The organism is Amycolatopsis sp. NPDC023774 (assembly GCF_040639695.1).
GTDB lineage: Bacteria > Actinomycetota > Actinomycetes > Mycobacteriales > Pseudonocardiaceae > Amycolatopsis.
In genome coordinates, this window is sequence record NZ_JBFAAJ010000008.1 from 127,083 (window position 1) to 147,030 (window position 19,948).

Sequence of the window (19,948 nt, forward strand, 5' to 3'; positions counted from 1 at the left end):
CGCCCGCCTCGGGTGAACCCGTCACACGGCGGCCGTTCCCCGCCACGCGGCGGTCAGCGGGTGCGGTGGAACCGGCGCAGCACCAGCGCCACCGAGCCGGGTCCGCCCAGCCGGGGTGGCGAGGCCGTAGCCCAGTTCCTGGGCGAGCAGGTCGACGCGACTCTGCAACATCGAGTGGTGCACGTGGAGCACCGCCGCCGCAGCCCGCAGGCTCGGCTCCGCCGCGACGGCGGTCAGCGTTGCGAGCGCCCACGGGTGCGCGGCGAGGACGCGTTCGAGGTGCGTCACTTCGGCCGTGGCCGCCGGTGAGTCACCTCCGTCGGCGAGCGCGAGCAGCCCACCCACCTCGGCGGCGTCCACATGCGACGGCCCCGGCTCGTCGACGGCGGTGAGCCGCAGCGCGAGAACCGCCTGCCCGTAGGAAAACGGCAGATCCCGTACGGCGACCGCCGGTCCCGACGCCGACCGCACCGCCGGGTGCCCGCCGCCCGACGCCGGATTCCCCACGCCGGACACAGACCTCGCTGCTGCGTCACCTGCAACAGGTCGTGTCGTGGGCCTCCCGACGGCCGAAGCGAGGTCCGCGACACCCGAAACGGGCTTCTCCGCTCGGCTCGCGCCGCCTGTGGCGGGCTCCGCGGCCGCCCGAACCCCGCGCACTGTCTCGGTTTCCGCACGCCCGGCGGGCGTTCGCGCGGGGGCACCCCGCTCCAGCCCCGGTGCCCCTCGTCCGCTCTCGGCGGTCGAGACTGCGCCGGCCCGCGTCGCCGCAACCGCGAAGCGATCGGATCCCGATCCGGCTCGCGGTTCGATCGTCACCGCCAGGTCGCCGAGGCGGGCCGCGCCGGGGGGATGCGGGCCGCCCGCGCGCACCGTCACGGCAAACGACCCCTCCGGCGCCAACCCGAGGCGCCGGGCCGCGGCCAGCCGTGCGGCTTCGTCGGCGGTGGCGTCCACCAGGAGCTCGACCGCCGCCGAGTCACCCGCCGGAAATCTGGTGCCGATGCGGTCGAGCACGATCCCGGCCGTCGTGGCCAGCCGGTCCACGAGCACCCGGTCGAACTCCGCGCGACCCGGCTCCGCGGCCACGCGCTCCACCCAGACGAGCGCACCCGCGTACCCCGGCAGCGGCACCGAAAGCCCGGTGACCTCGCCGTCCACGCGCCGGCCGTCCGGCTCCACCCGGACCCGCAACCGGCGGCCCGCAACCACGAGACCCGCGGCGCAGCCCGCGAGCACGGCCGCGGCCCGCACCGTCGCCTCGAGACCGGCGCGGGCTTCGACCAAGGCGTCGAAATGCGCAACCACCTGCAGGGCGGCCCCGGCTCCGGGTCGATCGCCCGCATGCGCCCCGCCAGCTCACGCACGTCGATCATCTCCTCGGCGACCAGCGTACGGGCCCGCCCTGGGCTCAGAAGCCCGGCGCGTTGCGCAGGTTGGTGCGCGCGAGCTCGATCATCTTGCCGACACCCCCGTTGAGCACCGTTTTGCCCGCCCCGAGCGCGAAGCCGCGGACCTGCGCGCCGGTGATGTGCGGCGGGATCGACAGCGCGTTGGGGTCGGTCACGAGCTCCACCACGGCCGGTCCGGGGTGGACGAACGCCTTCGCCAGTGCCTCCCGCACGTCGCGCGGGTCCTCGACGCGCGTCGCGTGGATACCGCACGCCTGGGCGATCGCGGCGAAGTTCACGGGCGCGTGGTCGGTGCCGAAGTCGGGCAGTCCGTCCACGAGCATCTCCAGCTTCACCATGCCGAGCGTGGCGTTGTTGAACACCACCACCTTCACCGGGATGTCGTAGGTGGGCAGGGTGAGCAGGTCGCCCATGAGCATCGCGAGCCCGCCGTCGCCCGAGAGCGACACGACCTGGCGGCCCGGTTGCGCGAACTGGGCGCCGATGGCGTGCGGCAGCGCGTTGGCCATGCTGCCGTGGCGGAACGAGCCGAGCACGCGGCGGCGGCCGTTGGGCGTGAGGTAGCGCGCGGCCCACACGTTGCCCATGCCGGTGTCCACGGTGAACACCGCGTCGTCGTCGGCCACCTCGTCGAGGATCGCCGCGGCGAACTCCGGGTGGATGGGCCGGCGGTGCTCGATCTTCGTGGTGTAGGCCGAAACCACCTTCTCGAGTTTCCGCACGTGCTCGCGCAGCATCCGGTCGAGGTAGGTGCGATCGGTCCGCTCGCGCAGCAGCGGCAGCACGGCCTTGATCGTCGCCTTGACGTCGCCGTGGACCGCCAACTCCAGCGGAGTGCGGCGGCCCAGGCGCGCGACGTCCGTGTCGACCTGGATCGTGCGGGCCTGCGGGAGGAAGTTGTCGTACGGGAAATCCGTGCCCAGCAACACGATCCGGTCGGCCGCGTGCATCGCGTCGTAGCAGGCGCCGTAGCCGAGCAGGCCGCTCATGCCGACATCGAACGGGTTGTCGTACTGGATCCACTCCTTGCCACCGAGCGAGTGGCCGACCGGAGCGTTGAGCCGCTCGGCCAGGGCCAGCACCTCGTCGTGCGCGCCGCGGGTCCCGGCGCCGGCGAAGAGCATCACCTTCTCGCCGGAGTTGAGCAGGCGGGCCAGCTCCTCGATCGTCTCGGTGGGCGGCACGACGGGCGAGGGCGTGACGAGCCGGACCTTCTCCACAACCGGCTGCGCGGCCTTGCGGTCGGCGATGTCACCCGGGATGGTCAGCACGGACACGCCGCCCTTGCCGACGGCCGTCTGCATCGCGATCCGCAGCATCCGCGGCATCTGCTCCGGCTGCGACACGAGTTCGCTGTAGTGACTGCACTCGGTGAACAACTGTTCCGGGTGCGTCTCCTGGAAGAACCCCGTGCCGATCTGCGCCGAGGGGATGTGCGACGCGATCGCCAGCACCGGCGCGCCGCTGCGGTGGGCGTCGAAGAGCCCGTTGATCAGGTGCAGGTTGCCCGGGCCGCAGCTGCCGGCGCACACGGCGAGCTTTCCCGTGACCTGGGCTTCGGCCGCGGCCGCGAACGCCGCCGCCTCTTCGTGGCGTACGTGGACCCACTCGATACCGTCGGTGCGGCGGACCGCGTCGACGATCGGGTTGAGGCTGTCGCCGACGATGCCGTAGATCCGTTCCACACCGGCGTCGCGCAGGGTCCGTACGAGCTGTTCGGCCACAGTGCCCATGAGCCACGCTCCTCTCTCGGAAAACCTGCTTCCAGCATGTGCAGCCTGGGCCTATGCGTCCAATGCCTCTTTTTCCTCGGTTCCATACCGTGGCAGTATGGGTGGCATGGACCTGCACGTACTGCGGCTCTTCCGGGAGGTGGCGCGCGGCGCGACGGTGACCGGCACAGCGGCCCGCGCCCGGCTCACCCAGCCCGCACTTTCCCGTGCGCTGCACCGGATCGAGCGCGAAGCCGGCGCGGCCCTGTTCCAGCGTTCGGGCCGCGCGCTGCGGCTCACGCCCGCGGGGCACGCCTTCGCGACCCACGTCGACGCGATCCTCGAGCACTACGACGAGGGCCTGCGCGCCGTCGCCGAGGCGGTCGATCCCGAATCGGGGGTGATCCCGCTGGCGTTCCTGCACACGTTCGGCACCTGGCTCGTGCCGCCGGTGGTGAGCAGTTACCGCGCCGAGCACCCGCGGGCCCGGTTCGAGCTGCGCCAGCACGGTGAGGAAGGACTGGCACGCGAACTGCTCGACGGCACCGCGGATCTCGTGCTCACCAGCGGCGACCCGGGTGACCCGCTGATCCGCTGGGTGCGGTTGCTGGAGGAACCGCTGCTGCTGGCCGTGCCGCCGAAACACCGCTTCGCGGGCCGCAAACAGGCCCGCCTAACCGACGTCGCCGACGAGTCCTTCATCCTGCTGCGCCGGGGATACGCGCTGCGCGAGACCACCGAGCAGCTGTGCGCGCGGGCCGGGTTCACGCCGCGCGTCGGGTTCGAGGGCGAGGAGGTCGAGACCCTGCGCGGGCTCGTCACGGCGGGGCTCGGCGTGTCCCTGCTGCCGCTCCCCCACACCGCGACGTTCCCGCCCGCGGCCACCGCGCCGACGACCCCGCACCTACGCGTCACGGACGTGCCCGCGGCTCGCGACATCGGTCTGGCCCAGCTCGCCGGACGCGTGCTGCCGCCGGCGAGCGAGACGTTCCGAAAGCACGTGCTCGCCACCGCGCCACGCGCACTGCCGACGTAAACCCGTTGCCGGACAAGAAAAATCCCCGGCACCATGCGGGTACCGGGGACTTCCGGGAGAGTCAGCTCACGGCTTGCGGCCGACGACGCCCGCGACGCACTTCGCGGAGTCGCTGAGGGGGGTGAGCCGCGGGCCGTCCGGCCACCACTCGTCGCAGACGGACAGGCCGGGACCGCTGGTCGCGTTGGGCGGCAGCAGTTCCAGGCCCGGCAGCATGCCTTCGATCTCCGTGCGTGTGCGGAAGCGGCCGGCCCCCAGTGGGCCGGACACGAGGATCTCCTCGATCCGCTTCGCGACGGCGGTCAGCTCCGGCACCTCGGGGTCGTAGAAGTGGGCCAGCGCCACGAAGGAGCCCGGGGCGAGGGCGTCGATGTACTGGCGCATCACGTCGACGGCGCCGTCGCCCTCGAAGTGGTGGATGGTGCCGATGTGCAGCAGGCCCAGCGGCTGCGAGAAGTCGATGTACTCGCGCACGGTCTCGTTCTCCAGCACCAGTTCCGGCCGGAAGATGTCGGCGTCGACCATGTGCGTGTAGTCGTTCTCGGCCAGCAGTGCGCGGCCGTGGGCGAGCACTACCGGGTCGTTGTCGACGTAGACCACGTGCGCGTCGCGGTGGGCGCGCTGCACGATCTGGTGGGTGTTCTCGGCGGTCGGCAGGCCGGAACCGCAGTCGAGGAACTGGCGGATGCCCGTCTGGTTGGCCAGCATCCGCAGCGCGCGGTTGTGGAAACCGCGGTTGCCGCGCGCGATGTGCACAGCCTCGGGCACGGCCGCGCTGATCTTCTCCATGACCGCGCGGTCGACCTCGTAGTAGTGGTTGCCGCCGAGGAAACCGTCGTAGATCCGCGCGATGCTCGGCCGGTTCGGGTCGACCCCCACGGGAACCTGGCTGGGCGACAGCGTGGACGGCGGAGCGCTGGGCATGGGCACCTCGCAAGGCGGCTCGGGGGCGGCTTTGACCTACTCAGAGTAGTACCTTGACACCCCCTGGTTACGTGAGGTCGCCCGTTCAGCTGCACGTCGCAGCGGAAATCGGAGCTACCTGCGCCTTCCCCGCCCGTCAGCCGCGGTGGCGGCCGGGCGGCTGCTGGTGGCGGCTGCTCCAGTCCTGGAGGAACGAGCTCACGGCCGAGCTCCAGATGTCCTCCGACGTCGTGCCCGCCGACGTCCTGTGCGGGGCGCCCGGGTGCTCGCTCGCCGGCTGCTTCTGCCCCTCGATGGTGCGCACGGTGGTGTGGTCCACCCGGTCGGTGGCCGTCGGCGGCGTCGGGCTCGCGGTCATGGTCGTGACCGCGGGCGGCGCGGACGAGAGCTTCGACGGCGCGACCGGCACCTCCGCGGGCCGCCCGGCCGAGCCGCGTTCCGGCGCGGGCCACAGCGCCCACGTGCCGAGCCCGGCCAGCGCGACGACCACCGCGCCGGCGATCACCACGTACCGCGTGTGGCGCTGGTTCGCCACGGGCGGCGAGGTCTGGGGCCGCTCGGTTTCGTGCTCGGGCCCCGCGGCGGCGAACATCGCGTCCAGCCCCGACGGCAGCTCGCCGGCGATCGACTGCGGTTTCGTGGCCGGCCCCCCGCCCGAGGTGCGCGGCGTGGCGGCGGGCTCCGGGTACAGCCCGCTCGGATCGGACTTGGGCTTGGGCTTGGGCTTGGACTTGGGTTGTGTTACGAGCGGTGGCCGCTCGCCGTCGATGCGCGGCATCGGCGCCGTTTCCGACAGGCTCACCAGCTTCGCGACCGAGTCGAGCTCATCGCGACCTTCACTGGGCCCCGTGCCTGCCATCCAGACCTCCACACCGCCGGGGCCGCGGGCCCGCGGCACGACCGGCGGCAAGATCCTATGAACCTCCGCCCGATCAGGTAAACCCGCCCCCACTTGCTCACCCAGGGTGACGGAAATTCACGGGAGAAGCACGGCCGCGCGCGCCGGCATGGTCCGACTGAGGTACGCCTTGGCACGGTCCGTGCCCTGGATCTGGAAGCAGTCCTTGCGCACCGGGTCCACCGGCATCTTCATCGTCAGCACGCGCTCGGGCAGCACCAGCTGCTGCTCTCCCGCCACGGCACGCCGGTCAGCGACGGCGACCGGCTCGACGTGCTGGCCGCGCAGATCGGCCAGCCGCGCCGCAGGATCGGGCAGCCGCCGAGGGCCCGCGCCGGTGCCGGATCGGCTTCGTGCCGGCGCCCGCGCGGTCCGGCACCGTCCACAGCGGATTTCCCTGGCCGTCGGGGACTCCTCCCGGAGGGGGCGGCCTAGTCTGCGCCCGCCAGGGAAAGGGAGTCGGAGATGCGGGTTCGGTGTGCTGTCGTTCTGGGAGTGTTCGCGCTGGTCGCGGCCGGCTGCACCACGGGCGGGCACGCGCTGCGCCCGGTGCCCGCCGCCGCGCGGGCCCTCGCGGCGTGGTCGCAGGCGGTGTGCACGAGCGTGCAGGCGCTCGGGGGTCTGCAGGGCGGGATCGACGAGGTGAACCGCACCGCAGCCGACCCGTCCGCACGCCGGCTTCCTCGCCTCGGAGATCGGCTCCTACGTCAGCGGCATCACCGGGCGGATCGGCCAGGCCGGCCAAGGACTGAAGGCCGTGCCGCCGTCCGGGATCATGGCGGCAGACGCCTATGTGACGCAGCTGGGCAAGTCCCTCGTAGAGGTGACCAGGAAGACGCCTCCGGACACCACCGCGCAGCCGACACTCGCGCAGGCCGCGATCTCGCCACCGCCGTTGCCGCGCTGAGGCCGGCCGCCGCCGGCCTGGCGAAGGCGGTGCGCAGCGACGGGCAGCTCAACGCGTCGTACAACGTGGCGCCCGCCTGCGCGCCCGCGCGGCAGTTCGGCCCCGTGGCCGCCGCCGCGCCGGCCCGCCCGCTTGTGGCGTGGGCGGACACGATGTGCGGCGCCGCCACCGCCGCCACGGCCCTGAAAGCGCTGAAGATCTAAGACCTGATCATCACCGACCCGCGCTACGCCCGCCTCAGCGGCTTCGACCTGAGCAGCTTCATCTCCTCGGCCGGCTCCGGCGTCGCCCGGCTGGTCGAGACACTGGGCGCCGTCACGCCTTCGAGCATCCCCGCAGCCGACAAATACCACGGCAGCCTGCTCGCCTCGCTGCGCGCGGTGGCGCCGAAGCTGCCGCCGAGCGATTCGCGGCCGCCCGAGCTGGACTTCCAGCCCGTCGAGCAGCTGACCGCAGGCACAGCAGATCATCGGGGTGCTGGCGACCAGCGCCCTGCCCACGCCCGACCTGCCGACGATCGCGGGCGCGAACCCGGTGCCGGCCCAATCCCACGACGTCACCCCGCCGTGCCGGCCGCTCGGCTCACCGCCGCCGACGCTGCCGCCCGCCGCCAACGGCACCGACGTACGTGCGTGCGCCGGCGGCAAGTGCCGGATCTTCGTGACCGGCCAGGCCGACATCACCGCGAGCGGCCTGATGTTCACCGCGTCCGGCACGTCGAACGGCGTTCGCATCCTGCAGGACTCGGGTGAGATGAGCTTCGGCTTCGGTGGCAGCGGGTCCTTCGGGACGGCGGGCCACATGGTGACCGTCCGCCTCTCCGGTGTCCTCGACGGCAAGGCCGTACTGGACCTCTCGACCGGATGATCAGCGCCGGAGGGTGACCTCGGCCTCGCGGAATCCGTGCCGGCGGTAGAACGCGAGGGCGCCGGCGTTGGCGGCGTAGGCGGTGACCTCGAATCCGTTCGCACCGTTGTCTTCCGCCCACTCCTCGAATCGCTCGACGAGCGCAGTGCCCAGTCCGGTACGGCGTTCCCCCGCGGCGACTCGCATGCTTTCGAGCAGGGCCGTGACGACGCCGGGGTGCAGCGCGTCGTGGCGCCGGAGCCGGCCCACGAGGTGCCCGGCGATGCCGTTTCCTCCCCGCACGACAAGGCAAAGCGCGTCCTCGTCGGCCAGGAGCTCGGTGTAGTAGGCGGAGCCTTCGCGGTGTGGCCAGGAGAGGTCCATCCGGTCGTCGTGGCGGCCACCGTCCTCGCGGAACAACTCTTCCACCGAGGACACGAGCGCAGGAATCAGTTCCGCGGACACCGCGGTGACGAGGTAGTCCATTCAGGAAACGGTAACTACGTCGATTAATCATGTAAATATCGAATGTGTGGTGGCCTCGCCCCGCCATTCCACCCATTCCCGGCACCGGACGCGGAGACTCGTGACCCGGCACCAGATATGTCCACGATGGACGAGGTCGCCGCTGCGCTCGGCGCCGGGCTGCAGGCGTTGCGAGATGAGGCGCGCGAGCCGGCAGGGCACGCCGGGTCGCCCGACGGGCGGGTGCCCGCGCCGGTCGGCTGGCGGGGCGAGCCGCGGAAGCGGAGCCCGGGCCGTCCTGACGATCAGTACCCGGCATCTTTCCTGCGCTCGTCCCAGTCGGCGGCGCAATCCGCGTTGGAGCCGACGGTCTCGAACTTGACGAGCGGCTTGAAGTGGTACCTGCCGTCCTCGCCTGCGGCCAGAGCACCCGTCGGTTCGGGCAGCCCCGTCGCCGATCCCCCTCCGATGCCGAGCGCGATCGCTCGTCCACCCCGCCGCAGCCGTTCGCGTTCCCGCCTGTCCCATCGCCGCGAGCTCGCCGGCGGCCACACGGAAAACGAGGTGTCGCCGCCAGATCCGGGCAGTAGTCTGCGCGGGCCGCCAACAACCCCTGGAGGATCCCGCCATGGCCCCGTTCCCGCCGCTCGAAAGGTATGCACACGGTCTGCTCGACGTCGGTGACGGCAACCGGATCTACTGGGAGACCAGCGGCAACCCCGACGGAAAGCCGGTGCTGTGCGTGCACGGCGGGCCCGGCGCGGGCGGCGCCCGCAACAGCCGCAAGGGCTTCGACCCGGAGAAGTTCCGCATCATCCTGTTCGACCAGCGCGGCTGCGGCGAGAGCGTGCCGAACATCGCGGACCCGGCGGTGAGCCTGGAGCACAACACCACCCACCACCTGATCTCGGACATGGAACGCCTGCGTGAGCACCTCGGCGTCGAGAAGTGGATGCTGTACGGCGGTTCCTGGGGCCCGACCCTCATGCTCGCCTATGCCGAGCGCCACCCCGAACGCGTGTCGGAGCTCGTATTCATCGCGGCGTTCACCTCCACGCCCGACGAGATCGACTGGCTCTACCGCGGCGTCGGCCGGCTCCTTCCACGCGAATGGGAGGACTTCCGTGCCGGAGTGCCCGAGGCCGACCGCGACGGGGACCTGCTCGCCGCGTACTCCCGCCTGCTCGCCTCATCCGACCGCGCGGTGCAGCTGAAGGCCGCGCGCGATTGGTGCGCCTGGGAAGACGCCGTGATCGCACACGAGAACAACGGCAGGCCCGGCCAGTACGGCGACCGCCCCGAAAAAGAGCTCATCACGCTCGCCCGCATGTGTGCGCACTACTACGGCCACCACGCGTGGCTGGAAGCCGGCGAGATCCTGGGGAAGGTCCACCGCCTCCACGGCATCCCCGCCGTGTTCGTCCAGGGCCGGCTGGACCTGAGCGTGCCGTTGCGGGCGGCGTGGAACCTCGTGCAGGCCTGGCCGTCGGCCGAGCTCGTGGTGATCGACGACTCCGGCCACACGGGCAGTCCCGCGATGGGCGAGGCGATCATGAAGGCCATCGCCCGCTTCGAACCGGCGTGAGTCAGACGCGGTCGAACGTCACGTCCAGCCGGTACGGACTGCCCAGGCTCAGCCCGACCTGCCGCCGGATCTGTGCACCCGGCGCGAGGCGGAATCGCGTGGTCCGGGCCAACAGCTCCTCGAACGCCACGGCCGGCTGAATCCGCGCGAAGTGCAGCCCCAGGCAGCGGTGGATGCCGAACCCGAACGACACGTGCGGCACTCCGGCCCGGTCGAACACCAGCTCGTCCGGCCGCTCGAACCGCGCCGGATCGCGGTTGGCCGCGGCGAAGAACACGGCAACGCGCTCCCCTGCCTTCACCGGCGTGTCCCCGATCCGGGTGTCCTGCGTGGCCGTGCGCGCCATGAACGCCACGGTGGTCTCGTGCCGCAGGAACTCCTCGAGCTCACGCTGCCAGCCGCCGGGCTTGCGCAGGATCGGCTCGACGTCGCCGCGGGTCGTGAGGTGGTAGGCGATGTTCGCGATCACCCCTCGGGTGGTGTCGAGGCCGCCGAGCAACAGCGTGGTCACCATGCCGAGCCGTTCCTCGAGGGTGAGCGGCCGGCCGTGGATCGTCGCGGTGACGAGCGCGCGCAGCACGCTGTCCTCGCCGTCGTCCGGCTTGGCTTCCGCTTCGGCCAGCGCCTCCATCGCCAGGCCCGCGAGCGTCTGGAACGCTTCGGTGCTGCTCGTGACAGCGGCGTCCTTGGCCGCCACCCCGCGGTCCACGAGGTCGCGGTTGTCCGTCGCGAAGACGATCCGCGCTAGTGAACCGGCGCTGAACGGGATCGCGAAGTCGCTCACGATGTCGCACGTGCCGCGGTCCGCAAAGGATTCGATCGCCGTGCGCGCTAGCTCACGAAGCTGTGGCTCGTACCGCGCGAGGGCGGCCCGCGTGAAGAACGGGTTGACGATCCGCCGGTATTCGCGGTGGTCCGGCGGGTCCGTGTCGATCGGGATCACCCGCACCGGCACGCCGCGGATCGCGGGCTGCGCCGAGCTGAACAGCTCGGGCGCGGCGCAGACCGCGCGCACGTCTTCGTACCGGGTGAGCAGGTGGTAGCCGCCGTCCGAGTCGGTGTGCGGGACGGGACAGCCACTTCTGGCCGCCGCTGCCGCTGCCAGCAGGTTCTCGCGCTGGTCTTCGGCGTACAGGTCGACGTTCGCCAGGATCTCCTCGACCGACTTGGCCACGGGCCCTCCCCACTCCGAGGACTCACCACCGTAGGGGTGCGCGGCGGCACGCGGCATCGGCCGCGCACGGGCGGAAAACGTCGCGCGTTCGGGTCACCGCGCCTGTCACGGCCGCCGCTCGGGCCGCTCGGCCGCAGTGGCCGCGTGGAGTCCCACACCGTGCCGTCGGCCTGGTCACGCCGCCGGCGCGCGATGCCCGACAACGCTTTCAGCACGACCCGGTTCGCGAGGAACGACGTGTTGTCCGCGTGGTCTACGGTGGCGACAGCTCGACCACGTCGTCCCCGCCACCGGCAGCTCGTACGCGATGCGCCGCACGGAGTCCAGCAGCTGCCGGGCGGTGCGCCCCCGGTTCCGGCGTGCCCGTGCCCGGCGCTTGGCCGGGATCGCACACGTCGATGTCCACCGAGAGGAACGCGCCGTCGCACTCGTCGGTGACGATCCCGAACGCCTCGGTGAGGCATTCTTCGAGACCTCGCGCGACGAGGTCGGTCATCTCGTAGGACCGCAGGCCCTGCGCGGCCATCCAGTCAAGCGTCTCCGGGCCAGGCCAGTAGCCGCGCAGGCCGAGCTGCAGGAACCGGTCGCCACCCAGGGCGCCGGACTCGATCATCCTGCGCATCGGCTGGCCGTGGCCCACGAGCGAGCCGAACGCACCCCGGCCGCGTCCGGCCACGCGATCGTGTGGTCCCCGCCCAGCACCAGTGGGATCGCGCCCGCGGCGGTGACCGCGTGCACCGCCTCCTGCAGCGAGCGCACCGAGCGATGGGCGACGACCGAGTACATCTCGACGTCGCCGGCGTCGAAGACCTTCAGGTCCCGCCACGCGTCCACGTGCGGGGCGAGCGACGGACGCGAACCGTCGGCGACGAGGTAGCACTCTGCCGGATGTCCTGCGGGCCGTACCGGGTGCCGGCGCGGGGCGAGGTGCCGCCGTCGAACAGCGCGCCGAGATCACGACGTCGGCGCCCTCCCGCTCGGACCCCGCGCGGCTCGACTCTGCTCGAGTCAGCTCGCGAAGTCGACGGACCGGCCGAGTTCGGCCCAGCGCTCGTCCTCCGCCATCAGTTTCGTCATCCCGGCCCGCACCAGACCAACGGCATCACTGCCGAGCACGAGGTGCAGCGGCGGCTCAGCCATCGCCACGACCTGGAGGAACACGCGCGCGACCGCGGCCGGGTCGATCGGCTCGATGCCTCGCTTGCTGCGCAGGTGCTCGATCAGCGGGCCCATGGTCGGTTCGTACTCCGCCTTGTAGGGTCGGATCTCCATCGACGGTCCGGACCAGTCCGTGCGCATCAGGCCCGGCTCGGCCATGGTGACCTTGATCCCGAGACCCGACACCTCGTCGTTGAGCACCCCGGAGAAGCCCTCCGTCGCGAACTTCGCGCTCTGGTAGGCCGAGATGCCGGGCGCGGTGCCCCTGCCGCCGATCGACGTGACCTGAATGAAGTGGCCCGAGCGCTGGGCCAGGAACACCGGCAGCGCCGCCTTGGTCACGTGCACGGTGCCGAAGAACACCGTCTCCACCTGCGCGCGGAAATCGGCCAGGTCGACTTCCTCCACCGAAGCCATGTTCGCGTAGCCCGCGTTGTTCACCACCACGTCGAGCCGCCCGAACCGCTCCACGGCAGCGGCGACGGCGGCCTCGGCCTGCGCCGGGTCCGTCACGTCCAGCGAGAACCGCAGCAGGTGGTCACCGTGGCGCTCGTCCAGGTCTTTCAGGGCGTCGACGTTGCGTGCCGTCGCCACGACGTCGTTGCCCGCCGCGAGCACCTCTTCCACCACTGCGCGGCCCAGACCGCGCGAACCACCGGTGACCAGCCACACCTTGCTCATCGTTCGTTCCCTCTCACCTCGAGCGGGGCACTTCCCCACCCTCCCAAGTTAGCGCAACGGCGTTCTCTTAACAACAAAACGGCGTTGCGGTAACCTGGAGACGTGGTCACCTCCGAGTTCCAGCGGGCGCGGCGTCCCGAGCACAAGGAGCAGCGGCGCGACGCGATCCTCGCCGCGGCGCGACTGCTCGCCACCCGTGCCGGCGTGCGCGCCGTGACGCTCGGGGACATCGCCGGCGAGGTCGGCGTGCACAAGTCCGCGCTGCTGCGGTACTTCGAGACCCGCGAAGAGATCTACCTGCACCTCACCGCCGCGGGCTGGCACGACTGGGCCGCCGGGCTGCACGCGGCACTGGACGAGACCACCGGCGCGACGCCGGCCGAGGTCGCCGGCGTCATCGCCCGCACACTCGACGAACGGCCACTGTTCTGCGACCTGCTCGCCCACGCGCCGTTGACCCTCGAACGGCACGTGTCCCTGGAATCGGTGCGGGCGTTCAAGCTCTCCGCACTCGAAGCCGTCAACGACATCGCCACCCTCCTCACCCGGACACTGCCCGGACTGGGTGCGCAGGGCGGCCGCCACGTCGTCGGCGCCGTGACGTCACTGGCCGCCTCGTTCTGGCAGATTTCACACCCGCCGGAAACGCTCGCGCAGCTCTACCGGGAAGACCCTCGGCTGGGGCACGGCGTCGTCGAGTTCACCCCGCGGCTGCTCCACCTCACGGAAGCCGTCCTCGCCGGCCTGATCTCGTCAGCGGACGACGCGTAGCCACAGGTTCGTCGCGAGCGGCGCCTCGGTCTGTGACTTCCGTTCGAGCCGCACCGGATCGCCGCCCGGCCGGTCGAACAGCCGCACCCCGTCGCCGAGCATCACGGGCAGAACCGACACGAGGACCTCGTCGAGCAGCCCTGCGTCGAGGCACCCCCGGGCGACGGTGGCGCCGAGGACGTTCACGTACTTCTCCTCCGCGGCCGCCTTCGCGAGCTCGACACCGCGGTGCAGGTCGTCGACGAACGTCACGTCGGGTGCCGGCTCGGCGGGCCGGCGCGTGAGCACGAACTGCGGGCCGGCCCAGGCGCCGCCGAAGGCTTTGCCCTCGGCTTCCGTGTCGCGGTACGGGTCGTCGCCGCCGTACGTGCGGCGTCCGACGAGCAGCGCGCCGACGTCGTCCACCAGCCGGTCGATCTCCGGGTTCGGACCGAAGAACTCCTTCACCCACTGCATGTCGCCACCGGGTCCCGCGATGAACCCGTCGAGCGACATCGCGGCCGAGTACAGCAGCTTGCCCATTCCGCACCTCCGTGGTCGTTTCCCGTACCGACGGGCGCGGGCACGGAAACTCATCGGTGCACTTTCCCAGAGGATCGTGCACGCCTGCCGAATCAGCGACGAGGACCGCGTGGCGGTGGTGTGGATTGCGACGTCCGCACCGACCAACCGAGGCCCTCGTGACCCACGCCAACGCACGCCTGACCCCGACCCAGGCGACTGTGTCCGGCGCGTGACGTCGTGGACGCGGGCTGTCCGCTGCGGAACGGTTCCAGGGGGTCGCTCTCCACCGCCGCGCGGGGCCGGCCGCTACCGCGACCACGGTGCCGCGGGGATGACGGATCGGTCATCCTGCCCTCTCACCAGCCCGAACCGGACACCGCCGACACGCACCAAGCGGCGGGTGATCAAGGTCCGGCTCGCTCGCCGGTGGGGCCCGGATCGGCTACCGGCTCAGCCTCAACCTGTCCACGGTGCACCGGATCCTGATCCACTACCGGCTCCCCCTCCTCGCACACCCGGATCGGGCCACGGCCGGTCGGGCTACGCTACGACGCCCCGAACCGGGGCTACAGCTACCTGCACAACGCCGTCGACGACCGCAGCAAGCTGGCCTACACCGAGGTCCGCTCCGACGAAACCAAGCAAACCGCCGCCGCGTTCTGGACCCGAGCACACGCGTTCTTCACCGGCTACCGGATCACCCCCCGGCGCGCGCTGACCGACCTCGGGCCCTGCTACCTCTCACGCCTCTGGCACGACACACTCACTACGGCCGGCGTCACCCACCAACGCACCCGCCCCTACCGACCACCAACCAAGGACAAGATAGAACGCTTCACCCACACCCCGCTCGACGAATGGGCCCAACCAGCCCTACCGCACCGAAACCGAACGCCGCCGGACCCCCGCCAGCTTGGCCACACACCTCCACCGCGGGCACACCGCACTCGCAGGCCAACCACCCAGCCGCGTTCCTAACCTCGCCGCGCAATACACCTGGCCAACGCGAGGAGGCCGGCCGCGGGGACCAGTGCCAGCGCCAGTGCGGTGGAGGCGCCCCAGGCGTCGGCGGCTCGTCCGGCGAGGGCCGCGGCGAGGGCGGAACCGGCTGCGCCGGCGGAGTTGTTCCAGGTGAACGCCTGGGTGAGAGCTGCTTTGTGGACGGACTTTTCGGTTTCGACGTTCAGCAGGACCAACGTGGGCGGGATCGCCGCCTCGGTGAGGACGAGGGCCGCGGCGAGCCAGAGCCCGTCGGGGGCGAGGGGCAGCAGCAGGGACACGCCGGTGAGGTGGGTCCCGGCGCGGACGAGCCGGCGTTCGGGCGAAGTGCGGTGGCGGCGCCGTCCGTAGACCCAGCCGGACAGCAACCCGCTGACGCCGGCCGCGGCGACGATCGGTGCGGCCGGGACGCCGTGAGCGAGAGCGAACGAGCTCACCGAGACCTGCGTGGTGCCGAAGTACAGACCGAGGGCCAGGTTCATCAGGGCAATCCGGGCGAAGGCCGGGCGGAGCAGGTTCTGTCCTGTGTGGACGGCCTTCGCGGGCCTGGGTGCCGTGCGGCGCTGAGCGGTCAGCACCGCTGCCCCGCCGAGAACCAGGCTCGCCGCGGTGGCGGAGGCCATTTCGGCGTGTTCGGCCGCTCCGAGCGAGGTGACCAGGACCGGCCCCAACAGGAACGCCGTGGCGTTGGCCAGCGACTCCAGCGAGAAGGCGGTGGGCAGCTCGTCGGTCCGCTCGCGCAAGAGGTGCGCCCACCGCGCCCCGGACAGCGCACCGAGCTGCGGCACGACCGCACCGGCACAGCCTGCGGAGGCGACCTCCGCCGCGACGCTCGAAGACCCCACCACCACGCCAATCGCCCCGCCATGCCCGACGAGGCACAGCGGCAGCACGCGCGTTTGCCCGTACCTGTCGATGAGGCGCGCGACCTGCGGCCCCATCAGCGCCTCGGCGAGCGCGAACCCGCCGCTGGCAAGCCCGGCCGTCCCGTAGGACCCAGTACGCGCATGCACCAGCCACACCAGGCCGAGCCCCGTCATGGCAATCCCGACCCGCCCTACCGCGGCCGCCAGGAAGAACACCGCCGCACCACGCGAACACAACAGTGACCGATAACCACCGGCGCGAGACATGGACGATCCTTCTCGCCACCCGACGGGGGCGGCCACGATCGCCGCGCGACCCGTGGCTCACCGGAGGACGTCCAGACCACGACCGGACGCTCCGCACGCCCGCGCCGTCGCCCTCATCAGCGGGGGAAGACCAGGCCCGGACCGATTCGGGTCCGGACGACTGCCGCGACCATAGCAAGCCCCGACCGGTGACCGGCTACCGAAAAATGCAGCGCGGTCGCTCGCCTCCCTCTACCGCGCCCGACGCGAAGCGACCCGCCGCGCACCGACCGACCGCTCGCACCGCAGCGCCGCCGGACACGCATCGCGGCCGCACCGGCCGAGCCGTAAGCAAGGTACCGAGCCCGCGCGTTTCCCCGGATCAGTCCTCTTCGGACTGCTCCGCCGCGGTTTCGTAGGCGCGGTGCAGCCGGACCCGTGAACGGTCGAGGTGCGTCCGCATCGCGGCCGCCGCGGCCGGGCCGTCGTGCGCGGCGATCGCGTCGACGACGGCAGCGTGTTCCCGGGTCGTCTCGGCGGCGATGCCGACGCGGAAGTACAGGCGGTAGCCGTGGGTGTGGGCGTGGAGGCGGGCGAGGGCGTCGGCGATGAGGGGATTGCCCGACGCTTCTGCGATGACGCGGTGGAGGCGGGCGTCGAGGACGGCGAAATCGCGGTAGGCGTGGTAGTCCTCGCCCGCGGGGTGGGCGGACATGGCGGCGCAGGCGGAGCGCAGGGAGGCAACCGCGGCCTTCGAGGCTGCGCCGGCGGCGAGGCGGGCGGCCTCGGGTTCCAGCAGGGCGCGGACGTCGAAGAGGTGGTCCAGCTCGGTCTCGTCCAGGACAGGTGCCACGACGTAGCCGGCGTTGGGGCGGGTCGCGACGAGGCCGTCGGACTCGAGCTTGGTGAGGGCCTCGCGCACGGGGGTCGGCGAGACGTCGAGGCGGCGGGCGATGCCGTCGATCGACAGGCGGCTGCCGGGAGCGACGTCGAGGTCCACGAGCATCGCCTTGAGCGCCTCGTACACGCTGTCGCGCAGGATGGTGCGCGGCGGCAGGGTCAGCCTCGGGTGCTCGGGCAGGTCCACCGCAGGGTTCTTCCGTCGCGCCACCCGGAAAGCGTAGTCCCCCGCGAACCCTCAGCGGCGCGCCAGCTTCTGGTCCACGGCGGTGTGGCAGCCGAGGCACGCGGGCACAGCCCGCACGTCGGTGCCGGACACCAGCGCGACCGTGGCCCCCGGCACGGCGAGTTCGTCGCACACCGAGTGGTGGTGTCCCAGTACCGAGCACACGCACCGGCACAGCTGGACGGTCTGCCTCGGTTCCGCGGCCATCGGAGCCCTCCTCCCGGAAATCCCCAGCAGGACAGTGATAGCGCCTCCGCCGCCCGAAAGGCGCCGACGGGTCTCAGGGGAAGGTCGCGAAGGGCACGGTTCGTGCGCGGATGTCAGTTCTCCCGGGTCGGCACCGGGGTCGACCCGGGGGCCGGCACGGGCGGCAGCCCCGCCCGGATCTGCCGGTAGAGCCGCGGCCCCGGCGACGCGAGAGCCGGGGCGGGACGCAGCTCGGCAGGTCCGGTCGCCGTCAGGTCGCGCAACACCAGGTACAGGTGGCTCAACGCCCGCAGCAGCGGATCCTTCGCCCGGTCCCCTGGCGCGGCCGGCGTGTACGCGAACAACGCCACGTCGGCGCTCGCCAAGGGACCGCGCACCGCCGTGGTGGGCTCGCCGACCGACGTCGCCGCCAGCTCCTCCACCGCCGCCGCCAGCGCGGTACATGCCGCGACCGGGCCTTCCGGGTGCGCCTTGCCCGCGCCTTCCGGCCAGCGGACGGCGACGGCGAGCGCGCGGCCGTGCGTGGCCAGCGCCGCGTAGAGCGAAAGCCGGTGCCGCAGCTTCGGCGAGTTCGTGCCGCCGAGGATGGGCCGGGTCAGCGGCCGCGCGACGAGCGCGAGCTGGTAGCGGCGGTGGTCCAGGGCGCGCGCGAGTGCGTCGAAATCGGGCTGGGGGTCCACGGCCTTGCCGTGCTCCAGCCGCTCGGCCGTGGCCTTGAGGATGTCGCCGAGGGCCGCCAGCAGATTGTTGCGCGCGTTGCGCACGGTGTCCCGTGTGGACAGAGGGATCACCAGCATCGCGACGACCAGCCCCGCCACGGCGCCCGCCGCGGTCTCCTCGAGCCTCAGCAGGAGCAGCCCCGCGGAGAACTCGTTGAGGACGCTGTAGAGCTGCCCGACCATGATCGTGACGAAGAAGATCATGTATGCGTAGGAGATCTGGATCAGGTAGAAGCCGAAGAACATGGCGCCGCAGATCGTGACCAGTACGGCGGCGGTGTTGCCCGCGGTCAACTCGGCGAACCCGGCCGACGCGAGCAGCCCCACCAGCGTGCCGAGCACGCGGTTGAAGCCCTTGATGAACGTCTCGCTGCGCGTGGCCGTGCCGGTGAACATGAAGAACGCCGCCAGCACCGCCCAGTAGTAACGCGCCGAGGACAGCTCCTTGCCGATGAGGATGGCGAGCCCGCCCGCGATCGCGCTCTGGACGGCCTGGCGCGTGATGAAGTCCAGCCGTGCCAACGGGTTCCACTTCGACTGCCGCGGCAGCACGTCGCCCGCCGCGGCGGGCGAGCCGGGCAGGTTGCCGAACGCGAGCCCGACGGCCGGCTCGAAATCGTCCACCGGTTCGGCCGCGATCTCCTCGGGCTTCGGCGCGGCGTCGAACACCGCGACGACTTCCAGGGCCGCCGCCGAGAAGTGCCGCGCGGGCCACCAGCCACCCGCGACACCGCCGGCCACCTCGGCGTGCCCCGCGAGCCGGTACGCGACCTCGCTCGCGCCGCGGTCGTCGCGGCGGGCCAGGCGGTCGGCCACCTCGGCGGCGAGCACAGTGAGGCCCGAACCACTGCGCACCAAGGAGTCCGCGGCCGTGGCGAGCTCGTCGAGCAGGTGGTGCGCGTCGACCATCTGCCGCCGCAGTGAAGCCGCCGACCGCCCGCGTGGCACCGCGCCCGGCTGGGCCGACCAGCCCTCGACCATCAGCGCCGTGTCGGCCAGGCGCGCCTGCCGCCGCTGCACCCGGCGGCGCAACCTCGCTTCCTGCTTGGGGTCGCGGTTGGACAGCACGTCGGCGCACGCGCGAACCACGGCCCGGCCGCGCGCGTCGAACGCCCGCAGCACACGGCGCAGGGTCCTCGTGGTGTTGGTCTTCAGCACTGTGACGAAAAGCAGCAGCAGCCACGCACTCGCGACGACGACGGCGAGCAGCAGGCTCGGCAGTGTCGCGAATGTCGCGTGGAGGAACGCGGCGAAGAAGTAGCCCATCCAGCCCATGAAGCCGTAGAAGAAGAACGGCCCGCCGAACTTGCGGACGTACACCGACATGAACATGACCAGCACGAACACGGCGAGCATGAGGGTGGCGTTGTCGCCGACGAGCACGCCGAGCGTCATGCCGGTGCCGAGCGCGACCGGGAAGAACGCGGCCGTGCGGGTCTTGACCCACCTGCTGCCGTCGCCGAGCGCCATCGCGCCCATCATCCCGACGACCGCGCCGAGCAGCATCGAGGTGAGCGTGCCCATGGCGTCGGCGCCGGTGAGCTTGGCCACGAGGTACTCCACGGCCAAGGCGCTGGCCATGCCGATGGTCGCGGAACCGGCCGATCTCAACCGGTTGAGACCCGGATCGGAAGCGACGACTCTGTCCCGGAACTCCCTGGCCGTGGGCAGCACAAAACCCGCCTTCCCGTGCGTTCGGAGCGATCACCGGT

General features: G+C 71.9%; 22 protein-coding genes and 1 pseudogene. 7 read left to right on the forward strand and 16 right to left on the reverse strand.

Features of this window, described 5'->3' with window-relative positions; genetic code table 11:
* Positions 1-21: 21 nt before the first annotated feature.
* Together AB0F91_RS19575 and AB0F91_RS19580 are read right to left on the reverse strand one after the other, a co-directional pair.
* Positions 22-1,308 (reverse strand): hypothetical protein, encoded by a 1,287-nt coding sequence (locus AB0F91_RS19575; RefSeq protein WP_360598952.1) that lies wholly within the window; start codon positions 1,306-1,308, stop codon positions 22-24.
* 103 nt (positions 1,309-1,411) lie between these two features.
* On the reverse strand, positions 1,412-3,145 hold the full coding sequence (locus tag AB0F91_RS19580) for a pyruvate dehydrogenase (protein ID WP_360598953.1): 1,734 nt from the start codon (positions 3,143-3,145) through the stop codon (positions 1,412-1,414).
* A 106-nt stretch (positions 3,146-3,251) separates the two neighbouring features.
* On the opposite strand from AB0F91_RS19580, the gene AB0F91_RS19585 reads away from it, so the two are divergent.
* A complete protein-coding gene (locus tag AB0F91_RS19585) occupies positions 3,252-4,160 on the forward strand; it encodes a LysR family transcriptional regulator (RefSeq protein ID WP_360598954.1) in 909 nt (302 codons plus the stop codon).
* A gap of 66 nt (positions 4,161-4,226) precedes the next feature.
* Here AB0F91_RS19585 and AB0F91_RS19590 read toward each other — a convergent pair whose 3' ends face one another.
* The 3 genes from AB0F91_RS19590 to AB0F91_RS19600 all read right to left on the reverse strand — a co-directional run bounded on the left by AB0F91_RS19590 (position 4,227) and on the right by AB0F91_RS19600 (position 6,222).
* The gene (locus tag AB0F91_RS19590) at positions 4,227-5,084 is read right to left on the reverse strand and encodes an SAM-dependent methyltransferase (RefSeq protein WP_360598955.1); all 858 of its coding nucleotides are present in this window, start codon (positions 5,082-5,084) and stop codon (positions 4,227-4,229) included.
* A gap of 136 nt (positions 5,085-5,220) precedes the next feature.
* Positions 5,221-5,943, reverse strand: a complete 723-nt coding sequence (locus AB0F91_RS19595; protein WP_360598956.1) for a hypothetical protein — start codon at positions 5,941-5,943, stop codon at positions 5,221-5,223.
* A 117-nt stretch (positions 5,944-6,060) separates the two neighbouring features.
* On the reverse strand, positions 6,061-6,222 hold the full coding sequence (locus AB0F91_RS19600; protein WP_360598957.1) for a hypothetical protein: 162 nt from the start codon (positions 6,220-6,222) through the stop codon (positions 6,061-6,063).
* 517 nt (positions 6,223-6,739) lie between these two features.
* Between AB0F91_RS19600 and AB0F91_RS19605 the strand changes: the two genes are divergently transcribed.
* Positions 6,740-6,889, forward strand: coding sequence for a hypothetical protein (locus AB0F91_RS19605; RefSeq protein WP_360598959.1), 150 nt, complete (start codon positions 6,740-6,742; stop codon positions 6,887-6,889).
* A gap of 29 nt (positions 6,890-6,918) precedes the next feature.
* On the forward strand, positions 6,919-7,092 hold the full coding sequence (locus tag AB0F91_RS19610) for a hypothetical protein (protein ID WP_360598961.1): 174 nt from the start codon (positions 6,919-6,921) through the stop codon (positions 7,090-7,092).
* A 23-nt stretch (positions 7,093-7,115) separates the two neighbouring features.
* Here the strand turns inward: AB0F91_RS19610 and AB0F91_RS19615 are convergent, their stop codons facing one another.
* Positions 7,116-7,349 carry a hypothetical protein gene (locus tag AB0F91_RS19615; RefSeq protein WP_360598963.1) on the reverse strand — a complete coding sequence of 78 codons (234 nt, stop codon included), beginning with the start codon at positions 7,347-7,349 and terminating at the stop codon, positions 7,116-7,118.
* A gap of 14 nt (positions 7,350-7,363) precedes the next feature.
* Between AB0F91_RS19615 and AB0F91_RS19620 the strand changes: the two genes are divergently transcribed.
* On the forward strand, positions 7,364-7,756 hold the full coding sequence (locus AB0F91_RS19620; protein ID WP_360598965.1) for a hypothetical protein: 393 nt from the start codon (positions 7,364-7,366) through the stop codon (positions 7,754-7,756).
* Here AB0F91_RS19620 and AB0F91_RS19625 read toward each other — a convergent pair whose 3' ends face one another.
* Positions 7,757-8,221 carry a GNAT family N-acetyltransferase gene (locus AB0F91_RS19625; protein WP_360598967.1) on the reverse strand — a complete coding sequence of 155 codons (465 nt, stop codon included), beginning with the start codon at positions 8,219-8,221 and terminating at the stop codon, positions 7,757-7,759.
* A gap of 607 nt (positions 8,222-8,828) precedes the next feature.
* Between AB0F91_RS19625 and pip the strand changes: the two genes are divergently transcribed.
* A complete protein-coding gene (gene pip / locus AB0F91_RS19630; protein WP_360598969.1) occupies positions 8,829-9,785 on the forward strand; it encodes a prolyl aminopeptidase in 957 nt (318 codons plus the stop codon).
* Position 9,786: 1 nt separating this feature from the next.
* On the opposite strand, the gene AB0F91_RS19635 is transcribed toward pip, so the two are convergent.
* From AB0F91_RS19635 to AB0F91_RS19650, 4 genes are all read right to left on the reverse strand, one after another.
* Complete coding sequence (locus tag AB0F91_RS19635; RefSeq protein WP_360598971.1) at positions 9,787-10,959, reverse strand: cytochrome P450; 1,173 nt, start codon at positions 10,957-10,959, stop codon at positions 9,787-9,789.
* Positions 10,960-11,212: 253 nt separating this feature from the next.
* Complete coding sequence (locus AB0F91_RS19640; protein WP_360598973.1) at positions 11,213-11,581, reverse strand: arginase family protein; 369 nt, start codon at positions 11,579-11,581, stop codon at positions 11,213-11,215.
* Positions 11,569-11,793, reverse strand: a complete 225-nt coding sequence (locus AB0F91_RS19645; protein ID WP_360598975.1) for an arginase family protein — start codon at positions 11,791-11,793, stop codon at positions 11,569-11,571. Before AB0F91_RS19645 ends, AB0F91_RS19640 begins: the two co-directional genes overlap by 13 nt.
* Positions 11,794-11,967: 174 nt before the next feature.
* Complete coding sequence (locus tag AB0F91_RS19650; protein ID WP_360598977.1) at positions 11,968-12,798, reverse strand: SDR family NAD(P)-dependent oxidoreductase; 831 nt, start codon at positions 12,796-12,798, stop codon at positions 11,968-11,970.
* A 102-nt stretch (positions 12,799-12,900) separates the two neighbouring features.
* Here AB0F91_RS19650 and AB0F91_RS19655 point away from each other — a divergent pair, with 102 nt between their 5' ends.
* On the forward strand, positions 12,901-13,569 hold the full coding sequence (locus AB0F91_RS19655; RefSeq protein WP_360598979.1) for a TetR/AcrR family transcriptional regulator: 669 nt from the start codon (positions 12,901-12,903) through the stop codon (positions 13,567-13,569).
* Here AB0F91_RS19655 and AB0F91_RS19660 read toward each other — a convergent pair.
* The gene (locus AB0F91_RS19660) at positions 13,552-14,091 is read right to left on the reverse strand and encodes a dihydrofolate reductase family protein (RefSeq protein WP_360598981.1); all 540 of its coding nucleotides are present in this window, start codon (positions 14,089-14,091) and stop codon (positions 13,552-13,554) included. The genes AB0F91_RS19655 and AB0F91_RS19660 overlap by 18 nt on opposite strands.
* A gap of 198 nt (positions 14,092-14,289) precedes the next feature.
* Here AB0F91_RS19660 and AB0F91_RS19665 point away from each other — a divergent pair.
* Positions 14,290-15,067 (forward strand): annotated as a pseudogene (locus AB0F91_RS19665) (DDE-type integrase/transposase/recombinase); the annotation flags it as partial.
* Here the strand turns inward: AB0F91_RS19665 and AB0F91_RS19670 are convergent.
* The 4 genes from AB0F91_RS19670 to AB0F91_RS19685 form a co-directional block, all read right to left on the reverse strand.
* Positions 15,048-16,205: an MFS transporter gene (locus AB0F91_RS19670; protein ID WP_360598983.1), complete on the reverse strand. Its 1,158-nt coding sequence runs from the start codon at positions 16,203-16,205 to the stop codon at positions 15,048-15,050. The pseudogene AB0F91_RS19665 and the gene AB0F91_RS19670 overlap by 20 nt on opposite strands.
* A 361-nt stretch (positions 16,206-16,566) precedes the next feature.
* Positions 16,567-17,295 carry a GntR family transcriptional regulator gene (locus tag AB0F91_RS19675; protein ID WP_360598985.1) on the reverse strand — a complete coding sequence of 243 codons (729 nt, stop codon included), beginning with the start codon at positions 17,293-17,295 and terminating at the stop codon, positions 16,567-16,569.
* Positions 17,296-17,322: 27 nt separating this feature from the next.
* A complete protein-coding gene (locus tag AB0F91_RS19680) occupies positions 17,323-17,517 on the reverse strand; it encodes a hypothetical protein (protein WP_360598987.1) in 195 nt (64 codons plus the stop codon).
* 113 nt (positions 17,518-17,630) lie between these two features.
* Positions 17,631-19,817 carry an FUSC family protein gene (locus tag AB0F91_RS19685; protein WP_360598989.1) on the reverse strand — a complete coding sequence of 729 codons (2,187 nt, stop codon included), beginning with the start codon at positions 19,815-19,817 and terminating at the stop codon, positions 17,631-17,633.
* Between the last annotated feature and the right edge of the window lie 131 nt (positions 19,818-19,948).

What these genes read in the sequence shown, in the direction of transcription:
- AB0F91_RS19680 (WP_360598987.1), bottom strand. Translation starts at nt 17,517, where the DNA reads ATGGCCGCGGAACCGAGGCAGACCGTCCAGCTGTGCCGGTGCGTGTGC.
- AB0F91_RS19585 (WP_360598954.1), top strand. Translation starts at nt 3,252, where the DNA reads ATGGACCTGCACGTACTGCGGCTCTTCCGGGAGGTGGCGCGCGGCGCG.
- AB0F91_RS19660 (WP_360598981.1), bottom strand. Translation starts at nt 14,091, where the DNA reads ATGGGCAAGCTGCTGTACTCGGCCGCGATGTCGCTCGACGGGTTCATC.
- AB0F91_RS19625 (WP_360598967.1), bottom strand. Translation starts at nt 8,221, where the DNA reads ATGGACTACCTCGTCACCGCGGTGTCCGCGGAACTGATTCCTGCGCTC.
- AB0F91_RS19670 (WP_360598983.1), bottom strand. Translation starts at nt 16,205, where the DNA reads ATGTCTCGCGCCGGTGGTTATCGGTCACTGTTGTGTTCGCGTGGTGCG.
- AB0F91_RS19685 (WP_360598989.1), bottom strand. Translation starts at nt 19,817, where the DNA reads ATGGCCAGCGCCTTGGCCGTGGAGTACCTCGTGGCCAAGCTCACCGGC.
- pip (WP_360598969.1), top strand. Translation starts at nt 8,829, where the DNA reads ATGGCCCCGTTCCCGCCGCTCGAAAGGTATGCACACGGTCTGCTCGAC.
- AB0F91_RS19580 (WP_360598953.1), bottom strand. Translation starts at nt 3,145, where the DNA reads ATGGGCACTGTGGCCGAACAGCTCGTACGGACCCTGCGCGACGCCGGT.
- AB0F91_RS19595 (WP_360598956.1), bottom strand. Translation starts at nt 5,943, where the DNA reads ATGGCAGGCACGGGGCCCAGTGAAGGTCGCGATGAGCTCGACTCGGTC.
- AB0F91_RS19640 (WP_360598973.1), bottom strand. Translation starts at nt 11,581, where the DNA reads ATGCGCAGGATGATCGAGTCCGGCGCCCTGGGTGGCGACCGGTTCCTG.
- AB0F91_RS19650 (WP_360598977.1), bottom strand. Translation starts at nt 12,798, where the DNA reads ATGAGCAAGGTGTGGCTGGTCACCGGTGGTTCGCGCGGTCTGGGCCGC.
- AB0F91_RS19590 (WP_360598955.1), bottom strand. Translation starts at nt 5,084, where the DNA reads ATGCCCAGCGCTCCGCCGTCCACGCTGTCGCCCAGCCAGGTTCCCGTG.